Annotated in this window: 19 protein-coding genes and 1 tRNA gene; 14 read left to right on the forward strand and 6 right to left on the reverse strand. The window is 70.7% G+C overall.

The window, feature by feature from the left end; translation table 11 throughout:
* Positions 1–2: 2 nt before the first annotated feature.
* Positions 3–176, reverse strand: a complete 174-nt coding sequence (locus ACFO60_RS10380) for a hypothetical protein (protein WP_380839555.1) — start codon at positions 174–176, stop codon at positions 3–5.
* A 558-nt stretch (positions 177–734) separates the two neighbouring features.
* Here ACFO60_RS10380 and ACFO60_RS10385 point away from each other — a divergent pair.
* The 4 genes from ACFO60_RS10385 to ACFO60_RS10400 all read left to right on the forward strand — a co-directional run bounded on the left by ACFO60_RS10385 (position 735) and on the right by ACFO60_RS10400 (position 3956).
* The gene (locus ACFO60_RS10385) at positions 735–1652 is read left to right on the forward strand and encodes a DUF4231 domain-containing protein (RefSeq protein ID WP_380839557.1); all 918 of its coding nucleotides are present in this window, start codon (positions 735–737) and stop codon (positions 1650–1652) included.
* A 103-nt stretch (positions 1653–1755) separates the two neighbouring features.
* Entirely contained in the window at positions 1756–2175 is a 420-nt protein-coding gene (locus ACFO60_RS10390) for a hypothetical protein (protein ID WP_380839559.1), read from the forward strand.
* 103 nt (positions 2176–2278) lie between these two features.
* The gene (locus tag ACFO60_RS10395; RefSeq protein WP_380839562.1) at positions 2279–2638 is read left to right on the forward strand and encodes a VOC family protein; all 360 of its coding nucleotides are present in this window, start codon (positions 2279–2281) and stop codon (positions 2636–2638) included.
* Between the two features lie 433 nt (positions 2639–3071).
* Positions 3072–3956 (forward strand): DMT family transporter, encoded by an 885-nt coding sequence (locus ACFO60_RS10400; protein WP_380839564.1) that lies wholly within the window; start codon positions 3072–3074, stop codon positions 3954–3956.
* 117 nt (positions 3957–4073) lie between these two features.
* On the opposite strand, the gene ACFO60_RS10405 is transcribed toward ACFO60_RS10400, so the two are convergent.
* Positions 4074–5309: an FAD-dependent oxidoreductase gene (locus ACFO60_RS10405; RefSeq protein ID WP_380839566.1), complete on the reverse strand. Its 1236-nt coding sequence runs from the start codon at positions 5307–5309 to the stop codon at positions 4074–4076.
* Positions 5310–5364: 55 nt separating this feature from the next.
* Between ACFO60_RS10405 and ACFO60_RS10410 the strand changes: the two genes are divergently transcribed.
* Positions 5365–6006 (forward strand): TetR/AcrR family transcriptional regulator, encoded by a 642-nt coding sequence (locus ACFO60_RS10410; protein WP_380839569.1) that lies wholly within the window; start codon positions 5365–5367, stop codon positions 6004–6006.
* Between the two features lie 157 nt (positions 6007–6163).
* Here the strand turns inward: ACFO60_RS10410 and ACFO60_RS10415 are convergent, their stop codons facing one another.
* Positions 6164–6757, reverse strand: coding sequence for a GNAT family N-acetyltransferase (locus tag ACFO60_RS10415; protein ID WP_380839571.1), 594 nt, complete (start codon positions 6755–6757; stop codon positions 6164–6166).
* A 227-nt stretch (positions 6758–6984) separates the two neighbouring features.
* Here ACFO60_RS10415 and ACFO60_RS10420 point away from each other — a divergent pair, with 227 nt between their 5' ends.
* The 4 genes from ACFO60_RS10420 to ACFO60_RS10435 all read left to right on the forward strand — a co-directional run bounded on the left by ACFO60_RS10420 (position 6985) and on the right by ACFO60_RS10435 (position 11707).
* A complete protein-coding gene (locus ACFO60_RS10420) occupies positions 6985–7977 on the forward strand; it encodes a phosphotransferase family protein (RefSeq protein WP_380839573.1) in 993 nt (330 codons plus the stop codon).
* Positions 7978–8014: 37 nt separating this feature from the next.
* The gene (locus ACFO60_RS10425) at positions 8015–9226 is read left to right on the forward strand and encodes an acyl-CoA dehydrogenase family protein (RefSeq protein ID WP_380839575.1); all 1212 of its coding nucleotides are present in this window, start codon (positions 8015–8017) and stop codon (positions 9224–9226) included.
* Between the two features lie 116 nt (positions 9227–9342).
* Positions 9343–10548 (forward strand): acyl-CoA dehydrogenase family protein, encoded by a 1206-nt coding sequence (locus tag ACFO60_RS10430; RefSeq protein WP_380839577.1) that lies wholly within the window; start codon positions 9343–9345, stop codon positions 10546–10548.
* Positions 10549–10585: 37 nt separating this feature from the next.
* A complete protein-coding gene (locus tag ACFO60_RS10435; RefSeq protein ID WP_380839580.1) occupies positions 10586–11707 on the forward strand; it encodes an acyl-CoA dehydrogenase family protein in 1122 nt (373 codons plus the stop codon).
* A gap of 12 nt (positions 11708–11719) precedes the next feature.
* On the opposite strand, the gene ACFO60_RS10440 is transcribed toward ACFO60_RS10435, so the two are convergent.
* Complete coding sequence (locus ACFO60_RS10440; RefSeq protein ID WP_380839582.1) at positions 11720–12358, reverse strand: TetR/AcrR family transcriptional regulator; 639 nt, start codon at positions 12356–12358, stop codon at positions 11720–11722.
* Between the two features lie 225 nt (positions 12359–12583).
* Between ACFO60_RS10440 and ACFO60_RS10445 the strand changes: the two genes are divergently transcribed.
* The gene (locus ACFO60_RS10445; RefSeq protein ID WP_380839584.1) at positions 12584–13348 is read left to right on the forward strand and encodes a nuclease-related domain-containing protein; all 765 of its coding nucleotides are present in this window, start codon (positions 12584–12586) and stop codon (positions 13346–13348) included.
* Between the two features lie 170 nt (positions 13349–13518).
* On the opposite strand, the gene ACFO60_RS10450 is transcribed toward ACFO60_RS10445, so the two are convergent.
* On the reverse strand, positions 13519–14898 hold the full coding sequence (locus ACFO60_RS10450; protein WP_380839587.1) for a vWA domain-containing protein: 1380 nt from the start codon (positions 14896–14898) through the stop codon (positions 13519–13521).
* A 222-nt stretch (positions 14899–15120) separates the two neighbouring features.
* On the reverse strand, positions 15121–15987 hold the full coding sequence (locus tag ACFO60_RS10455; RefSeq protein ID WP_380839589.1) for an AAA family ATPase: 867 nt from the start codon (positions 15985–15987) through the stop codon (positions 15121–15123).
* 96 nt (positions 15988–16083) lie between these two features.
* On the opposite strand from ACFO60_RS10455, the gene ACFO60_RS10460 reads away from it, so the two are divergent.
* The 4 genes from ACFO60_RS10460 (at position 16084) to ACFO60_RS10475 (ending at position 19966) form a co-directional block, all read left to right on the forward strand.
* Positions 16084–16157: transfer RNA gene (locus tag ACFO60_RS10460), tRNA-Lys, on the forward strand.
* A gap of 109 nt (positions 16158–16266) precedes the next feature.
* On the forward strand, positions 16267–16809 hold the full coding sequence (locus ACFO60_RS10465) for an RNA 2'-phosphotransferase (RefSeq protein WP_380839590.1): 543 nt from the start codon (positions 16267–16269) through the stop codon (positions 16807–16809).
* 249 nt (positions 16810–17058) lie between these two features.
* Positions 17059–18453, forward strand: coding sequence for a glycoside hydrolase family 43 protein (locus ACFO60_RS10470; RefSeq protein ID WP_380839592.1), 1395 nt, complete (start codon positions 17059–17061; stop codon positions 18451–18453).
* 43 nt (positions 18454–18496) lie between these two features.
* Entirely contained in the window at positions 18497–19966 is a 1470-nt protein-coding gene (locus ACFO60_RS10475) for a family 43 glycosylhydrolase (RefSeq protein ID WP_380839595.1), read from the forward strand.
* Positions 19967–19968 lie beyond the last annotated feature (2 nt).

Below are 19968 nucleotides of genomic sequence, written 5' to 3' on the forward strand. Positions count from 1 at the left end.
GGCTAGATCGAAGACTGGAATGCGGCGACGCCCACGCGATCGACCGACAAGTCCGGAAGAGCATGATTGAGCAGGCCGGCGTTCGCCAGCGCCCCCATACGGGAGAGGGGTACGTCCCGTAGATCGATCTGATCTGTGGTGATTCCCGACTTGTTTTCCCTGGACACAACGTTCATAAGACTATCCATCCATATCAGTCTGGATTATGTAATCCAGGGCCTAAGCTAAGAGTAATCACTCCGTCGCCCTGCGTGTCACCTTCATCGGGATGTCTTCCCTTGGTGTCGCCCCAGGTGGCATGAGATTAGGGGATGCAGTCGCCCGATGCCCAGGTTTTTGCCTCAGGTCGATGGATTTTTACCTACGATAGGGGCTGCAATGGGGGGCCTTTAAAATAGAAAGATCACGTTTGGGGGGGTTATCCTGTCCTGCGTAGCCCGTCCCGGTTGTCGGTGAAAGTAAGTGCATACGTACTATGTGTTGATCGTCTCCCGGTGATGCGGGTGATCGATCGGGCTGTGCCGCACCGGCGGGACTCCCGGCGCCACCCTCCAACTCTAGGTCGTAGGTGGCGATCGTGCCGTCCATTTTTTGCGGCATTATCGGCAAAATAAAGGGGTAAATGAGGAAGGTGGGACGTGAGGTCAGAGTGCGGCGGTTAAGGATCCGAGATCACCGAATTGGTGTCGCGCCGATATTTCAAGATCTTATGTGTGGTTCCATTACCCCTTGACATGAGACAGGGGAGAGGCTCCAGTGAATGTGTGGTGGCCAGTGACCCTGACACAGGTTTTCCGGCGCTTTATCGCGCCGCTGACCGAGGCGCCATCGTGGGGCAGCGCAGGCTGCTCACCGCGACGGGGGTGCGCCTGACATCATTGGTAGCCGCGGCGATCTTCGGTTCGTTCGGCTTCATAGCCGGACGCGTCGACGTCGCCGCGATCGTCGCCGCCGGCGCGCTCGCCACGGCGCTCGTCACCGAGGTCTACCTCCTCTCCGCGCGGCCCGACCGGCAGTGGTACGAGGCCAGGGCCGCCGCCGAGTCGGCCAAGACGCTCGCATGGCGCTATCTCGTCGGCGGGGCGCCGTTCGGGCGGGACGGCGCGGACGACGACGCCGACATGGACCTTCTCCTGCACCGGCGCTTCGCCGAGATCACCCGCGGCATCCATGGGTTCGCCCTCGTGCCTCCGATGGAGGAGGCGTCCCAGGTCACGGCCATGATGCGCGAGATCAGGGCGCTGTCGCTGGAGGAGCGCAAGCAGCACTACATGAGCGGCCGGATCAACGAGCAGCGCGCCTGGTACTGCGCGAAGGCCTCCTACCACGAGCGCCGGGCGTCGCGGTGGTCGATCGGGCTGGCGGCGATGGAGGCCGTCGGCCTGATCGCCGCGATCCTGAACGCCGACCAGGTCATCGACCTCGATCTGCCCGGCATTGTCGGCGCCCTCGCCGCCGCGGGCATCGCCTGGCTGCAGACCCGGCAGCACCAGCAACTCGCCACGTCGTATTCGATCGCCGCCCTGGAGCTGGCGGATATCGTGTCGCGCGTGGAATGGCCGAGGACGGAGTCCGAATGGGCGCATTTCGTGGACGAGTCCGAGGAGGCCATCGCCCGTGAGCACATGCTGTGGTGGGGTTCACGCAGCTGAGGATGTTTCCACCGCTCCGCATCCGTCCGGCGCGGGGACATGCGGTCAGCGGCGCATCGCGGTGTCGGGGCACCGTGGGCTGCCGGCATCCACCGTCAAGCTCGTGGAGAAGGCCATCCGCGGCATCCTCGCGCGGCACGCGCCCGAGGTCAGGGGGGTGTCCTGCCTCGCCGACGGCGCCGACCAGATCTTCGCCCGGGCGGTTCTCGATCTCGGGGGCACGCTGGAGGCCGTGGTCTGCTCCGAGCGCTACCGCGAGGACCTGCCGCCGGACTCCCAGGACGGGTACGACACGCTCATGGGCGCCGCTGAGAGGGTCCACCGCCTGCGGTACGTCGAATCCACCGACGAGGCCCACATGGAGGGCGGCAAGCTCATACTCGACCTGGCCGAGGAGTTGTACGCCGTCTGGGACGGCAAGCCGGCCCGCGGCTACGGCGGCACGGCCGACGTGGTCGCCGAGGCGCGACGCCGCGGCATCGAGGTCCACGTCATCTGGCCGGAGGGCGCCCGCCGCGAATGAAGGCGGGCCGGCGGCTCTGCCGGGACGGTTGCGGGAGTGTGACGGCGGGTGGGTTTCGGTTACCTGACATCGGGTGACAGGTATGACGTCCACGATGGGGCCCATGACCACCAAAGCGACTCTCATCGCCGTGACCATCGACTGTGCCGAGCCCAAGAAGCTCGCCGAGTTCTATTCCGCCATCACCGGGTTCGAGGTGCAGTACGCCGAGGAGGAGTACGCCGGCATCGGGGACGGGACGACGAGCATCTTCTTCGCCCGGGTCCCCGAGCGTAAGCCGGCCGTGTGGCCGGGGCCGGACAAGCAGTTCCACCTCGACTTCCGGGTTCCGGACGTTGACAAGGCCGTCCAGGAGTACGTCGAGCTGGGCGCCACCAGGCCGGACTTCCAGCCCGGCCAGGGATGGATCGTCCTTGCCGACCCCGAGGGCCACCTCTTCTGCGTGTGCCCCGAGCGCTCCTGACGCCGAGCGCTCCTGACGTCGAGTGCTCCTGTCCCGAGTGTTCCTGTCCCGAGTGCTCCGACGTCGAGTGCTCCTGGCTGGGGAGGGGGACCGGGGAACGGCCGGCGTGGATCCGATTACGGCGGCCTTCTCCGGGCAGCGGAAGTCGCCATGGCCGCCAGTGGGAACCACCAGCGGAGCGACCGGGGCCTGCCGCCCGCGCGCGAAACCGCCGATTCCGCAGGGACTCCGCTCGCCGGAGGCGCGCACGCCGATCGCCGGCCGGCCTCCGGCCGGCGGATCGATCTCGATCGGCGGGTACCCCCTGATCACGAGGTAATGGGAGCAACGGCGACCGCGTTCCTCGCATTTGTCCCTAAGCTGGCATGGTGCTCCCTCTGATGACCCCACCTGCGCTCCCCGCTGCCCGCGTACTGCCCACAGGGGCCGCTTCATGATCTGGCTCGGGGTGTCCATCGCGCTGGTCGGCGCGCTGGGGTACGCGGGCGGCGCGGCCCTGCAGCAGTACGAGGCCGTGCACGGGGGCGCCAACCTCAAGCTCGTCAGAAGGCCGCGCTGGCTCATCGGCGGCGTCATCGGGCTGCTCGGCGCCGGCCTGCACGCCGTGGCTCTCAGCTTCGCGCCGCTGGTGCTGATCCAGCCGGTCAGCGTCACGACGCTCGTCTTCGCCGTCCCTCTGGCGGCGGTCCTGCACGGCAGGCGTCCGCACAAGTCGGAGGTGCTCGGCTCGATCGCGGTGGCCGCCGGGCTGCTGGGGCTCATGCTGCTGATCCCGCAGAGCAACACCCCTCCCGTCCTGTCCACCCCGGCGGCGATCGCGTTCCTCGCGGTCGTCGGCACGGTGGTCGCGGTGTGCCACATCGCCTCGCGGCGCGCCCGGGGCCCGATGAAGGCGTTGCTGCTGTCCATCGGCGCCGGGTCGGTGACCGCGTCGGTCTCGACGTTCGTCCGCGTCGTCGGCGGGGGCCTCGGGGGCGACCTGTCCCGGTTGCTCCACTGGTTCACGGTCGCCATCCCGGTGCTGCTGGTCTTCGCCATCGTGCTGCTGCAGAAGTCCTACGCCGTGGGCTACTTCGGCATCGCCTACGCCGGAGTGCAGGTGATCGACCCGATCACCTCGGTGATCGCCGGAGCCGTGCTGCTCGGGGAGCCGCTGCCGACGGAGGTGAGCGACGTCATCCCGGCGATCATCTCGGCCGCGGTGCTGATCGCGGGAACGATCACGCTGAGCCGCCTCACTCCCGAGACCACCCAGGCCGTCACCCCTCCCCACGCCGAAATCCCCATCCCCGTGATCAGCAAGGCCGGCGTCAGATAGAGCCACCCTCCCCGCCTATAGCCGGACGTCCTCCGTTCGCTCCGGGGTGTCCTTCGCCCGTCCCTGGACGTCCTTCGCCTGTCCTGGACATGCTCCGGACGCGTCCGTCGTCGCGGGTCAGGTGGGCGGGCGCCAGCTGAAGACGTCCTGGAACTGGCGCAGGGTCAGGTCGTCGCCCAGGCGTCCGGCCAGGGACATGGCCGCGTCTCTGGCGCGGACCGCCAGCGGGTTGGACCAGCGGGTCACGCGGCAGAGGGTCCGCGACCTGCGCATGATCTTGGTGGTGCGGCGCAGCCGGGCCGTCGTGTAGGCCGGGAGGTCATCCGCGAGGTGGGCCAGGACCACCGCGTCCTCGATCGCCTGGCACGCGCCCTGACCGAGGTTCGGGGTCATCGCGTGGGCCGCGTCACCGAGCAGCGCCACCTTGCCGGAGTGGAAGGCGGGCAGCGGAGCGGCCAGGCAGAAGATGTCGTGCCGCAGGATCGACTCCTCGCGCGACGCCTCGATCAGCCGGGGGATCGGGTCGTGCCAGTCGCCGAACAGCCTCATGAGATCGGCCTTGCGCCCGCCGCCCTGGCCCTCGCGTTCCTCGTGGTGCCGTGCTCCCCGCCCGCGCACCTCGGCGTTCGCGGCGCGGTCTCCACCGTCCGCCGGACCGCCCGCCTCGGCGCGGTCCATGCCACGGGACGTGACGGCGGGATGGACGGGGACGGTGGCGTAGCAGTACACCAGCCCGCCGGCCATGGGCACTACGCCGAACACCCGGCCGCGTCCCCATGACTCGCTGCCGCGCGTCTCGTCCTGCGACGGGTCGACCAGGAGCCGCCAGCTCGTCACGCCGGAGTGCGCGGTCCCGGGATGCCCGGGGAACAGCGAGCGGCGAACGGCCGAGTCGATGCCGTCGGCCGCCACCACGAGGTCGGCCGGCAGGTCGCCGCCGCTGGTCGAGACCCGGCCGGTCCGCGGGTCGACGGCGTGGACGGTCGTGCCGAGGCGCAGCGCGCCGGACGGCAGCCGGCTCGCGAGCAGGTCGACCAGCGTGGCACGGAGCAGGACGACGGTCGGCTCGCCGAACCGTGCCAGGGCGGCCTCGGCACTGGTGCGCAGCAGCCATCGGCCGTCCGCCGTGCGCACGCCCGCCTCTCCCTGGATCGCCGACAGCTCGCGCACCTTGCCGCCCACGCCGATGGTGTCCAGGGCCCTGAGCGCGTTGGGGGCGATGGCGAGGCCGGAGCCGACCGGTTCGATCGACGGGGCGCGCTCGCACACCGTGACCGACCAGCCCCTGAGAGAGAGCGCGGCCGCGGCGGTGAGCCCGCCGATCCCGCCGCCGATCACTACCGCATGAGACATGCCGCCTCCTTCGACTACACCTGTAGTTAGATTACTACACGTGTAGTCTGGCCCCATGAGCAGGGAGGAACTGATCGCAGAGACGGCCATAACGCTGCTGGTGGAGCGTGGGATGCGCGGCCTGACCCACCGTGCCGTGGACGAGGCCGCGGGCCTGCCGCTCGGCTCGACGTCCAACCTCGCGCGCACCCGCGCCGCACTGCTCGCGCTCACCCTCGCCCGGCTCACCGCCCTGGAGGAGGGCTACTTCACCGCCGTCCCGCCGGTCGCCGCGATGGCGGACGTCCCGGAATCGGGCGCGAAGGGTTCGTCGCAGGGATCGGGCGCGGTGGGTTCGTCTCGAAGGTCGGGCGCGATGGGTTCGCCCGAGGAGCTCGCCGATCTGATGGCCGGCCTGCTCCATCGTCAGCTCACCGAGGGGCGCCGTACCTCGCTCGCCCGCTATGAGCTGGCCCTGGAGGCGACCCGCCGTCCCGAGCTTCGCCAGGTGTACGACGCGGCGGGGCGCCGTTTCCGCGAGGTCGCCACCGCCGTGCTCGCCGCGTCCGGTTCCCGCGACCCCGTACGGCACGGCGGGCAACTGGTCGCCTTCGGAGAAGGGGTGTTGTTCGACGCCATCGCGGGCGCGGGAGCCGTTCCCACACTGGAGGACCTCCGCGACGGGATGCGCGAACTGCTCCGCGGCATGCTCGCGTGAATCCGGGTCGTCCGCCGTCCGCCGTCCGCCGTCCGCCGTCCGCCGTCCGCCGTCCGCCGTCCGCCGTCCGCCGTCCGCCGTCCGCCGTCCGCCGTCCGCCGTCCGCCGTCCGCCGTCCGCCGTCCGCCGTCCGCCGTGCGCCGTGCGTGGCCGGGGCTCAGTCGTGGTCGAGGGCCGTCTCGAGGCGTTCTCTGCAGGCGGGCCACTCGTCGTCGAGGATGCCGAAGTAGACGGTGTCCCGCCACGTCCCGTCGGGGCGGCGCCGGTGCCTGCGCAACGTTCCCTCGTAGACGCCGCCGATGCGCGCGATGGCCTGCTGCGAGCGGGTGTTGAGCACGTCGGTCTTCAGCAGGACGCGGTTGTGGCCGAGCTTGTCGAAGGCGTGCCCGAGCAGCAGCAGCTTGCACTCGGTGTTCACGGCCGTGCGCCAGTGTGCCCTTCCGTACCAGGTCCAGCCGATCTCCAGGCTGTCGTCGAAGCCGGGCACGTCGTGCAGGGTCGTCCAGCCGATGGCCCGGCCGGTCCGCCGCAGGATGACGGCGAACGGCACGATGCCCGGGTTCTCGACCAGACTCAGGGCGACCCGCAGCGTCTCCTCCTCGGTGCGGGGCGTCGCCGCCGGCATCCAGCGCCACACTTCGTCGTCGTTCCCGCCGGCGGCGTGCAGATCGGGGACGTGGTGCGGGCCGAGCGGTTCCAGCTGGACGAAACGGCCGGTCAGGGTCGTGGGGTCGGGCATCCTCGCGGTCATGCCGTGAAGTCTGGCCGGTGAAGTGGCCTGGCCGGCAGAGCCACCGGCGGCGCTTTTCCGGCGACCACTTGGCTTCGCGGCGCCTGACTCTAGGCTGGAGGCCGGGTTCGGAGCGGAGGCCGCCCCCTGCGGCGGCGGTCGTACGGCGCGCCGAGGCCGCGGTGAGCGGTCGACAGGCATACCGTCCGGTCGGTACGCTCCAGGCACTGGGACGACTGGAGAGCGCGATGCCCGCACGAATCGACACAGGCCCGCCGGGCTTGGACCTCGGCCGCCTGAGGGGCCATCTGGGCAGGCACGGGCTCGCCGAGGGCGTGCTGACCGCCGAGGTGATCCACGGAGGGCGGTCGAACCTCACCTATCTCGTGCACGACGGCGGGCGCCGCCTCGTCGTCCGCAGACCGCCACTCGGGCACGTCCTGGCCACGGCGCACGACATGGGCCGGGAGTACCGCGTGATGACCGCGCTCCGCGACACCGGTGTGCCCGTGCCCCGCACCTACCTTCTCTGTGACGACCCGGAGGTCATCGGGGCGCCGTTCTACGTCATGGAGTACGTCGAGGGCGGCCTGCCTCCGGCGACGCCCGCCATCGAGGCCGAGCTGACCGACATCCTCGCCCGGCTGCACGCCCTGGACCCGTCCGCACTCGGGCTCGCCGACTTCGGCAGGCCGGAAGGTTTCCTGGAGCGCCAGGTCAAGCGGTGGAAGCGCCAGCTCGACGCCTCCCGCAGCCGTGAGATACCCGGCATCGACGACCTCTTCGACCGCCTCGCGCGCGCCGTGCCCGTCACCCAGCGCCACACGATCGTGCACGGTGACTTCAAGCTGGGCAACACCCTGATCGCCGACGGGCGAGTGCGGGCCGTGCTCGACTGGGAGATGTCCACCCTCGGCGACCCGCTCACCGACCTGGCCCTGTTCCTCCTCTACGGCGACTTCGCCTCCCTGGACACGGGCGGCCCGCCCGAGGCCGGCACTGCCACCGTCTCGGCCGCACCCGTGCTGGCGGAGCGGTACGCGACCGGCGCGGGCCTCGCGGTGTCACGGCTCGGCTGGTACCTCGGCCTGGCCTGCTTCAAGCTCGCGGTGATCGCCGAGGGCATCCACTTCCGCTACACCCAGGGGCTGACCGTCGGAGACGGCTTCGGCGAGATCGGCGGGCACGTCGCCCCGCTGGTGGCCCACGGACTGCACGCACTGGAGTCACTGGAGGGCTGATGCACTTCCCGTACGCGCTCACGTCACTGGAGGGCTGATGGACTTCGCCTACGACGACACCACCGAGGACCTGCGCAAGCGGCTGCTCGAATTCATGGACGAGCGCGTGTACCCGGCGGAGGAGGCCTTCGAGTGGCAGGCGGCCGAGAGCGGCTGGACCGCACCGCCGATGCTGGAGGACCTCAAGGCCGAGGCGCGCGATCGGGGCCTGTGGAACCTCTTCCTGCCCGGTGAGCACGGCGCGGGGCTGACCAACCTGCAGTACGCGCCGCTCGCCGAGATCATGGGCCGCAGCCCGCGCATCGCCCCGCCCGCCACCAACTGCGCCGCCCCCGACACCGGCAACATGGAGGTCCTCTCCATGTTCGGCAGCGAACGGCAGCGCGAGAGGTGGCTGCGCCCGCTGCTGGACGGCGAGATCAGGTCGGCGTTCGCGATGACCGAGCCGGAGGTCGCCTCCTCCGACGCGACCAACATCGCGACCTCGATCGTGCGCGACGGCGGCGAGTACGTCATCAACGGCCGCAAGTGGTTCGCCTCCGGGGCGATGAACCCGCGCTGCGCCGTCTTCATCGTGATGGGCAAGACCTCGCACGAGGGGCCCGAGCACCGGCGGCAGAGCATGGTGCTCGTGCCGCGCGACACCCCTGGCATCACCGTTCAGCGCGGCATGCACGTCTTCGGCTACACCGACGGCGACCACGGCGGCCACGCCGAGGTGCTCTTCGAGGACGTCCGCGTGCCCGTGGACCACCTGATCGGCGAGGAGGGCGGCGGGTTCGCCATCGCGCAGGCGCGCCTCGGGCCCGGCCGAATCCACCACTGCATGCGCCTGATCGGCATGGCCGAGCGGGCGATCGAGATGATGTGCCGGCGCGCCCTGTCGCGGGTCGCGTTCGGCAAGCAGGTCGCCCAGCAGGGCGTCGTGCAGGACTGGATCGCCGAGTCGCGGGTCAAGGTCGAGCAGTTGCGGCTGCTGGTGCTCAAGACCGCCTGGCTGATGGACACCGTCGGCAACCGCGGGGCGCACACCGAGATCCAGGCCATCAAGATCGCGACGCCGCGCGACGTCGAGTGGATCCTGGACAAGGCCATCCAGGTCCACGGCGCCGGGGGCGTCAGCCAGGACTTCCCGCTGGCCGGCCTGTGGGCGGCGGCCCGTACGCTGCGGCTCGCCGACGGCCCCGACGAGGTGCACAAGCGCTCGCTGGCCCGCCGCGAGCTCAAGAAGCACATGCCCGCCGACTGACCCCGCACGGGGCCGAGCTCAAGAAGCGCTCGCCCCGCCGAGTGACCCGCGCGCCGGGTCCAGCTCAAAATCGCAAGCCGGCCGGGTGACCCCGTGCGCCGGGTGACGGCGGCGACATGCCGGACGACCGAAGGGACCTTTCTGTGACTGTGGACGAGGCGGCGATCAAGGAACGGGTGCGCGCGTTCCTCGCGCGGAACGACCCGGCCACGACCCCGCCGCCCGGCTTCCTGCGGGCGCGGTTCGACGCCGGGCTTGCCTGGGTGCACTTCCCCGAGGGCCTCGGCGGACTCGGTGCGCCCCGCGACCTGCAGCACGTCGTGGAGGCCGAGCTCGCGGGCACCCCGCAGCTCGACTTCGGCAAGATGGCCATCGGGCTCGGCATGGCGGCGCCCACGATCCTCGCCTTCGGCACCGAGGAGCAGAAGAAGCGCTTCCTGCGCCCCCTGTGGACCGGCGAGGAGATCTGGTGCCAGCTCTTCAGCGAGCCGGGCGCCGGATCCGACCTGGCGACCCTGGCCACCCGGGCCGTGCGCGAGGGCGGCGAGTGGGTCGTGGACGGGCAGAAGGTGTGGACGTCCGGGGCCCACCACGCCCGGTGGGCCATCCTGGTCGCCCGCACCGACCCGGACGTGCCCAAGCACCGGGGCATGACCTACTTCGTGTGCGACATGCACGCGCCCGGCGTCGACGTGCGGCCGCTGCGCCAGATCACCGGCGAGGCCGAGTTCAACGAGGTGTTCCTCACCGGTGTGCGGCTCCCGGACGACCTGCGCCTCGGCGAGGTGGGCGACGGGTGGCGGGTGGCCCAGACCACCCTCATGAACGAGCGCGTCGCCATCGGCGGCGCCCCGTCGCGGCGCGGCGGAGGCGTGCTGGGAACGGTCACCGAGACCTGGCGGCGCCGTCCCGAGCTGCGCACCCATGACCTGCACCAGCGGCTCCTGCGTCTGTGGGTCGAGGCCGAGGTCACCCGGCTCGCCGGGGTGCGGCTGCGCGAGCAGCTCGCCGCCGGGACCCCCGGCCCGGAGGGCTCGGGGATGAAGCTCGCCTTCGCCCACCTCAACCAGGCGCTCTCGGGGCTTGAGGTGGAGATGCGCCGCGAGGAGGGCCTGCTGTACGACGACTGGACCTTCCGCAGGTCGGAGACGGTCGACTTCTTCGGCCGCGGTCCCGGCTACCGCTATCTGCGGGCGAAGGGGAACTCCATCGAGGGCGGCACCTCCGAGATCCTGCGCAACATCATCGCCGAGCGGGTCCTCGGCCTGCCCGCCGAACCCCGCGTCGACAAGAACGTCCCCTGGAAGGAACTCCCGCGATGACCGCCGGCACGGCGAACGAGGAGTGGAGAGCGAGCCGATGACACTGCTGTACTCCGAGGTCGAGGAGGAGCTGCGGGCGGCCGTCCGCGACCTGCTGGCCGACCGGTGCCCGCCGTCCGCGGTGCTCGCCCGGGTCGAGAGCGCCTCACCGTACGACGCCGACCTGTGGAAGGCGCTGGCCCGGGACATCGGCGCCGCCGGGCTGCTCATCCCCGAAGACCTGGGCGGCGCGGGCGCGTCCGCCCGCGAGGCGGCGGTCGTGCTGGAGGAGCTCGGCCGCGCGGTCACCCCGGTACCGTTCCTGACCAGCGCCGTCATGGCGACGTGGGCGCTGGTGGACTCCGGCGCCGGTGAGGCCCGCGACCTGCTCGCGGCCCTCGCGACGGGGGAGACCACGGCCGCGCTCGCCGTCTCGTTCGCCACCTCGCCGTACGCGCTGCCCTCGCCGACGGCGGGCGCGGTGCGGGCCGAGCGGGGGAGGCTGACGGGGCGGGTCACCGCCGTCGCGGGGGCCGAGGTCGCCGACGTGCTCATCGTCCCCGCCTCCGGCGTGCTCTACGCGGTGGACGCGACGGACGCGAGCGTCGAAACGGCCACCTCCCTCGATCTCACGCGGCCGGTCGCCACCGTGACCTTCGCCGGCGCGCCGGGCAGGCCGGTCGCCGCCGATCTCGCGCCTTTGCGCGCGGCGCTGGAGCTGGGCGCGGGACTGCTGGCCTCCGAGCAGCTCGGAGTGGCCGAGTGGTGCCTGACCACGACGCTCGCCTACGTCAAGGAGCGGCACCAGTTCGCCCGGCCCGTCGGCTCGTTCCAGGCCCTGAAGCACCGGCTCGCCGACCTGTGGATGGAGCTCGTCCAGGCCAGGGCCGCGGCCCGCAACGCCGCCGACGCGCTCGCGGCGCGGGCCGACGACGAGACCGGCGGCGCGGCCGAAGCGGCCATGGCGGTCGCGGTGGCCCAGGCGTGGTGCGGGGAGGTCGCCGTGCACGCGGCCGAGGAGTGCCTGCAACTGCACGGAGGCATCGGCATGACCTGGGAGCACCCCCTGCACCTCTACATGAAGCGCGCGAAAGCCGACGAGATCGCGCTGGGCACCCCCAGCGGCCACCGCGACGCTCTCGCCCGCCTGGCCGGCCTCCCGGCCCCGCTCGCCCCCTGACCTGGGGAGCGGTCAGGGACGGAGGGAGGCCAGGAGCAGGTCGGCGAAGTGGCGGCCGACCTCGCCGCCCGACAGGGGGCCGTCCGCGTGGTACCAGGTGCCGAGGTGGTGGACCGAGCCGAAGAAGAAGTCGACCACGAGGTCGGCGGGCACGTCGTCCCGGAACACCCCGGCCCGCTGGCCCTCGGCCAGCAGGTCGCGGAAGCGCTCGTGGTAGCGCCGCCGCTCGGCCCGGACCGCCTTCTGCGTCTCGGGTGCGAGCTGGTGCATCGACCGGAAGAAGATCTTGGAGTCGTCGAGGTTCTCGATCGTGGTGGCGATCACGTCGGCCGCGGCGGCGTGCACGCGCCCGGCGACCGGCCCGGGCGCGTCCGCGAACCGGTCCAGCCGTTCCATCTGCAGTCGCAGCACGCGAGCGTAGATCTCCTGGAGCAGGTCGTCCTTGGACCCGAAGTAGTGGTACATCGCCCCCTTGGTGACTCCGGCGGCGGCCACGACCTCCTGCACCGACGTGCTCTCGAACCCCTTCTCGGCGAACAGCCGCGTCGCCTCGGCGATCAGCCGCTGCCGTACCGGCTCGTCCGGCTTGGTGCCATCGACCGGTTTGTCCTGTGTCGCGGCGGCCGGCGGCCGGGCCCCGTTGCGCGCCATCTCGCACGCCTCCCCTGAATAGCGATGGCTCCAAGCATACCGACTGGTCGGTTAACCGACTGTGGCATCCCGACTTCCGGCGTGCTCATTTACCGCCGTCCGTCAAAGTTCTCGCGTCCCTGCTGTGTCCGAGGTGTGTTAGTTCCGTTACCTTGGGAAAGTTGGAGCCCCGGCTTGGGTACTCCAGAACGTAGTCGACTGAGCCCGAAATCGTGGGGGTTTCCGGTGCCCAATGGGTCCATCTACGTGCCGCAGGACGACAAGTTCAAGTGGGGCACGCCTTCGGTGATGTACGAGCTCCGGTGGCGCGAGACGAGGTCGGAGCGCCGACGTCGGCGCCACTTCATGGCGGGAGCGGGCGTCATCCTGTTCACCGCCCTCGCTCTCTACCGCGCCTTCCCGCTGCCCTTCCTCATCGGGCTGCTCGGCGGCGGCGCCGTCTGGGTGGTGGACGCGTTCATCTCCTGGCGGATGTTCGAGGCCACCGCCGTCTGGCGCGGCAAACGCAGCGGCGCCACCCGCACCGGGCGGTTGCTGCGGCGCGGGCTGGGCAAGCACGGGTACCGCGTTCTCGACGGCCGCGCCGTGCCGGGGAAGGCGTCCATCGACCACCTGGTGATCGGCCCGGGCGGCGTCTGGATCATCGACAACGAGGCATGGCCGCCGGACACCCACATCGCCGCGTACGGCGGCAAGCTCTTCTTCGGCGAACGGTCGGGCACCTCGGTCGCCAAGGGGCTGGTGGACGCCGCCGCGGCGATGGGAGAGCTGCTCTCGCGCGAGTCCGGCATCCCCGTCGAGATCACCCCTCTGCTGGTCGTCCACGGCGGGCACGTGAAGGCGCCCTTCGTGACCGCCGAGGGACTCACGCTGTTCCTGCCCCGCAAGGCCGCGCGATGGATCATCGGCGACGCGCACGCCGGCCTGGGCGAGGAAGAGGTCGAGGTCCTCGCGCGCACGGCGGCGCGCATCCTGCGCAGGATGCCCTGACGCCGCAGCCCGTCCGCCCGCCGCCGGTCCGCCTGTGGCCCGTTCGCGCGCTGCTGGTCCGTCCGTGGCCCGTCCGTCCGCCGCCGGTCCGCCGGCCGCCGGTCCGCTCGCCGCCCGTCAGCGCGCGGGCCGAGCCGGTCGGGCCGGCGGCGCGGCGTACCTTCGCGGACCTATGCGAGTTCCTCGATGAAGGCGGCGAGCTGGGCCACGTTGCGGCACTCGTGCATCGGGACCAGCCCGCCGTAGGCGGCCGCCACCGAATCGCCGGTGTCCCACTGCGCGCGCGGCTCCGGGTTCAGCCAGTACGCGTGCCGGGCGGCGCCGGCGAGCCGTTTCAGGGCGGGCAGCGCAGGACGCTGGTAGTTCGACCGCGCGTCCCCAAGGATCAGCAGCGACGTCTTGGGGGTGATGGCGTCTGCGTACCTTTCGGCGAACCCCTCCAGCGCGCGGCCGTAGTCGCTGCGCCCGAAGCGGGTGATGTCCGCCTCCCTGGTCATCGTCGTGATCGCCTCCACGACATCGGCGCCGGGCGCGAAGAACCTGGTGATCTCGTCCACCGTGTCCACGAAGGCGAACGCGCGCACCTTGGTGAACTGCTCGCGCAGCGCGTACGTCAGCAGCAGCGTGAAGTGCGAGAAGGCGGACACCGAGTCGCTGGCGTCGCACAGCACCACCAGCTCGGGCTTGTGCGGCCGGCGGGGCCGCATATGGGTCGAGATCGGCACGCCGCCGGTGCTCAGCGACGCCCTCACCGTGCGCCGGAAGTCCAGGCGCCCCCGATGGCCGTGCCTGTGCTTGATCGTCAGGCGGGTGGCCAGGCGGCGTGCCAGCGGATGGACCTCGCGCCGCAGCCGGGCGAGGTCGGCCTTGGTGACCCGCAGGAAGTCGATCTGGTCGACCGGCGGCCGCACCGTGGCCTTCGCGATCTTCTCCACGCCGGAGTCCTCGGCGATCCGCCTGCGCACGTCCGACGCCACGGCCTCCTCGAAGCCGGCGATGCCGTCCGACAGCCGCCGGCGGGCGACCTTCTCGGCCAGCCCTCCCCGCTCCTGCCCGCGCAGCACCTCGCCGAGCATCCCGGCCATCAGCGTGCCGGGGGACAGGGCGCGCAGCACCGAGTAGGAGAACCAGTTCTGCCGGCCCGGCCCGGCCGCCTGACGTCCGAAGCGGTCGACCATCGCCCGGACGAACGCGCCGAAGGCCGGGTCACCGGTGGCGCCGGCGTCGGCGAGCAGCAGTTCGGTGAGCCGCTCGCGCAGCTCGGCCACCTCGGCGTGCTCCAGATCCGGCCCGGCCCCCTCCGTCTCCGCGCCGACGCGCAGGCCGCTGGTCAGCGGCGGAAACCACAGGTCGAACAGCGTGTCGAAGGCCGGCCGGTACGCCGGGCGCTTCACCAGCGTCGCCGCGTACGCCTCGCGCAGCGTCTCACGCTCGGTCAACTCGATCACCTGAAGCGCACGGACGGCGTCCAGCCCTTCGGCCGGCGACACCGGCACCCCGGCGCCGCGCAGCGCCCCCAGGAACCGCACATGCCTATCCAGCAACGACAAGAGCCACCTCTGTGTTTGTTTGCCTCGCTTCGCTCGGCGTGCTCGGGGCGCCTTTGAGGCGGCGCCGTTCGTCGTCGTTCACGAGCGCTCGTTCCTCGCACTCGCTCTCTCCTCCTCAGGACACCGCCGCGCCCCGAGCTGTGTTTGTTTTGCCTCGCTTCGCTCGGCGTGCTCGGGGCGCCTTTGAGGCGGCGCCCTTCGTCGTCGTATTTGAGGCGGGGCTTAGGAAGGTGCGAGGCCTAGGTCCTTGATGGCTCGTGATTGGTCGGACGCGTGTTTGAGCACGACGCCCAGCGTGCCCGCCGTCGTGGCCGCGTCCAGGTCGGAGCGGCCCAGCGCGAGCAGGGTGTGGGCCCAGTCGATGGTCTCGGCGATCGACGGCGACTTCTTCAGTTCCAGCGCGCGCAGCGTGGCGACCGTGCGGGCGAGCTGCTCGGCCAGCGAGGCGGCGATGCCGGGCACCTGCGCGATGACGATGTCCCGCTCGCGTTCGGGCGAGGGGTAGTCGAGGTGCAGGTACAGGCAGCGCCGCTTCAGCGCCTCCGACAGCTCCCGGGTCGCGTTCGAGGTCAGCACGACGTACGGCCTGCGGGTCGCGGTGATCGTGCCGAGCTCGGGGATCGTCACCTGGTAGTCGGACAGGATCTCCAGCAGCAGGCCCTCGACCTCGACGTCGGCCTTGTCGATCTCGTCGATCAGCAGCACGGTCGGACCGGTGCGCCTGATCGCTTTCAGCAGCGGCCGTTCCAGCAGGAACTCCTCGCTGAAGATGTCGTCGTGGGTCTCCTCCCATGCCTGCCCGCCGGCGGACTGGATGCGCAGGAGCTGCTTCTTGTAGTTCCACTCGTACAGCGCCCGGGCCTCGTCCAGCCCTTCGTAGCACTGCAGGCGGATCAGCTCGGCCCCCGCGGCCTGGGCGACGGCCTTGGCGAGCTGCGTCTTGCCCACCCCCGCCGGTCCCTCGGCCAGCAGCGGCTTGCCCAGGGCGGCGGCCAGGAAGACCGGAGTCGTGATGCCGTCGTCGGTCAGATAGTCCACGGCGGCGAGCCGTTCTCCGGCGTCGGCGGGCGAGGTGAACCACGACGTCATCGGCGCTCCCGTCGTTGACCCGAATGATGTTCTACTCTAACCCGCCCGACAGGTACGAAGTCGCCCACAAGGTGCGCTAATCTTGTCCTGCTTCCAGCGCCGCTAGCTCAGTTGGTTAGAGCAGCTGACTCTTAATCAGCGGGTCCGGGGTTCGAGTCCCTGGCGGCGCACAGGCAGAAACCCCAGCTCGCCACGGCGAGCTGGGGTTTCTTCGTTATGCGGGCGAGTGGTCGAAATCGGGTTGGCCGGGCCGGGGGGATGGGGGAGACTCGGTGGGCGATGGACGAGCGACGAACGGTACGCGTATCCAAGTACCTGGCCAAGCATCTGCGGCACGAACCGGGCCGCATCGGGCTCACCCTTGACGAGAACGGATGGGTGGAGCTGGACGCTCTCCTGCGTGCGGCCGGTGCGCACGGCTTCCCGATCACGATGCAGGAAGTGGAGCACGTGGTCGCCGTCAACGACAAACGACGTTTCGTGCTCCAGGACGGGCGAATCCGCGCCAGCCAGGGGCATTCGATCCCGGTCGAGCTCGAACTGCCGGTGGTCGAGCCGCCGGCGATCCTCTACCACGGCACCGTGGCCCGGAGCCTGCCTCCGATCCGCGAGCAGGGGCTGCGGCCGATGAGCCGCCACCACGTGCACCTGTCCCCGGACCGCGAGACCGCGACCCGGGTGGGCGCCCGCCGGGGCGTCCCGGTCGTGCTCGTCGTGGACGCCGCGGCCATGCGCGCCGCCGGGCACGAGTTCCACCTCAGCGCCAACGGCGTATGGCTGGTGGAACATGTCCCGCCCGGGTTTTTGATCTTCCCCGGGTGACCGTCCGGCGGCTTCCTCGCTGTGAAAGGTTCACCGCCGTGCGGTGGATGCGCCACGACGGAAAGGGGGCGTTCGTGACCTTGATTGACAGTCGCTCCGCTGCCAGGTTAGGAATGCGCCGATATTCCTCATTCACCACTACGTCAACGGTGGCAGTGGAATGTTAGCGCTAACGTCCTAGATAACGACGTCCTTGACGCGACGCCTTAGCGCCGGCAGATCACGCCACCCGAGGTGGAGGCCCGCCGCATGCGTACCCGTCAGAGTTCCCCGGCGCGCGGCATCGGCGCGGTCCTGGCGCGCCCGGGCGCCAGACGAGCACTCGCCGGCGTCGCCGCGCTGATCGCCGCCCTCGCGGTGATCGTGCTCCCGCCGGTCGCGGCCCACGCCGCCGGCCCCGTCCCGCACTACCTGATGACCGCCTTCACCAACAGCAGCGAGTCGAACATGTACGTCTACGACTCGTCGAACGCCACGAACTACAACCTGGTTCGGGCCAACGCCTACAAGCCGCCGTCGGGGCTGATCCGCGACCCGAGCGTGATGCGGCACACCGACGGCTACTACTACCTCGTCCACACCACCAACTGGACGGGCAACACCATCGGTTTCGCCCGCAGCGCCGACGCGGTGACCTGGACGTTCCTCCGCAACGTCACCGTCGGCCTGAACGGCAGCACCGGCAGCACCTGGGCGCCGGAGTGGTTCAAGGACTCCGACGGCAGCGTGCACGTCATCTTCTCGGCCTCCACGACCGGCACGGCCGGGCAGTTCAGGCCGTACCGCATCACCGCCACCGACGGTTCCCTGTCGGCGTGGACCGCCCCGGTGGCGCTGGGCATCCCGGCGAACTACATCGACAGCTTCGTGGTCAAGGCCGGCTCCACGTACCACAACTTCCTCAAGAACGAGACGACCAAGTACATCGAGCACGCCACCGCGACGTCGCTCAACGGCCCGTGGCAGTTCACCGGCGTCGGCAACTGGGCGGGGTGGGGGTCGGGGCTGGAGGGGCCGGCGCTGACGCGTCTGCCCGACGGCAGATGGCGGCTCTACTTCGACAACTACTCCGGCGGCCGGTACTACTACACCGACAGCGCGGACCTGTACTCGTTCGGGCCGAAGTACGAACTGCCCGGTCTGTCCGGCGTGGCCAGGCACTTCACCGTGCTCCGCGAGGACTCCGGCGACACGACGGCGATCCCCGCCGGCAACTGGTCGCTGCGGTCGGTCAACGCCCCCGACCGCTACCTGCGCCACCGTAACTATCTGGCCTACGTGGACCCGCTCAGCGCCTCGAGCCCGCTCGCCGACCGCCGGGACGCCACGTTGACCGTGGTCGCGGGACTGGCGCAGGCGAACTGCTACTCGTTCCGGGCGGTGAACCTGTCCGGCTACTACCTGCGCCACTACAACATGCGGCTGACCTTGCAGCGCGACGACGGCTCGGCGATCTTCAAGAGCGACGCCACCTTCTGCGGACGGGCGGGGCTCGCGGGCGCGGGCGCGGTGTCCTTGGAGTCCTACAACCTGCCCGGCCGCTACCTGCGCCACTACAACTACGAGATGCGGCTCGACTTCAGGGAGTCCACCTCGGTGTTCGCCTCGGACGCCTCGTTCACGGTGACCGCGCCACTGGCCTGAGCGCACGCCCTCCCCGGCGGGCTCCAACGGAAAGGACGAGCCGATGTCCACGCATCCCTCACCCACGCGCGGTCCGCTCCGGCGACGGGCGGTGACCGCCATGGCCGCGCTGCTCGCCATGCTCGCCGTACTGCTGGCGCCGGGCACGGCGCACGCCTCGCCCGCCGTGCAGTACACCAACCCGCTGGCCGCGCAGCGCGCCGACCCGCACATCTTCCGGCACACCGACGGCTACTACTACTTCACCGCGACCGTCCCGCAGTACGACCGCATCGTGCTGCGCCGGGCCACCACCCTCCAGGGACTGGCGACCGCCCCGGAGACGGTCATCTGGCGCAAGCACACCAGTGGGGAGATGGGCGCGCACATCTGGGCGCCGGAGATCCACTTCATCAACGGCAAGTGGTACGTCTACTTCGCCGCCGGCCGGGCCGACGACGTGTGGAGAATCCGGATGTACGTGCTGGAGAACTCCAGCGCCGACCCGCTGAGCGGGACCTGGACCGAGCGCGGCCGTATCACCACGCCGTGGGACACCTTCTCCCTGGACGCCACCACCTTCGTCGCCAACGGCGTGCGCTATCTGCTCTGGGCGCAGCAGGAGCCGAACATCTCGACCAACTCCAACCTGTACATCGCCCGCATGGGCGCCAACCCGTGGACGATCACCGGCGCCACGACCCGCCTGACCGTGCCGACGCTGGCCTGGGAGACCCGCGGGTACAAGGTGGCCGAAGGGCCGGCGGTGCTGCAGCGCAACGGGCGGCTGTTCCTCACCTACTCGGCCAGCGCCACCGACGCCAACTACTGCCTCGGGATGCTCACCGCGTCCGCCTCGGCCGACCCGCTGCAGGCCTCGTCCTGGACGAAGAGCGCCAATCCGGTCTTCGCCACCAGCGCCGCGACCGGCCAGTACGGCCCGGGCCACAACTCCTTCACCGTCTCCGAGGACGGCCAGAGCGACATCATGGTCTACCACGACCGCAACTACCGGGACATCTCCGGCGATCCGCTCAACGATCCGAACCGGCGCACCCGGCTGCAGAAGGTGTACTGGACGGCGAACGGCACCCCCGACTTCGGCATCCCGGTGCCGGACGGGGCCACGCCGGCACGGCTGATGTCCTACGACCAGCCGGGGTACGCGGTCCGCCACTGGGACTACCGGGCGCGCCTGGAGGCGAACGTCTCTCCGCTGGCGGACTCCCAGTTCCGCCTGGTGGCGGGGCTGTCCGGCTCGGGCACGGTCTCGCTGGAGTCGACCAACTTCCCCGGATACTTCCTGCGGCACCGCGACTACGCGGCCTGGGTGCAGAAGGGCGACGGCACGAGCCTGTTCAACGCGGACGCGTCCTTCGCCCGCCGCGCCGGGCTCTCGGGGACGGGAACCGTCTCGCTGGAGGCGGTGAACTTCCCGGGGTACTTCCTGCGGCACCGGGCGGGCCAGGTGTGGCTCGAACAGAACGACGGCACCGGCGCCTTCCGGGACAGCGCCAGCTTCATCCTGGAATGACC

This window comes from Sphaerisporangium dianthi, assembly GCF_042654065.1.
Lineage (GTDB): Bacteria > Actinomycetota > Actinomycetes > Streptosporangiales > Streptosporangiaceae > Sphaerisporangium > Sphaerisporangium dianthi.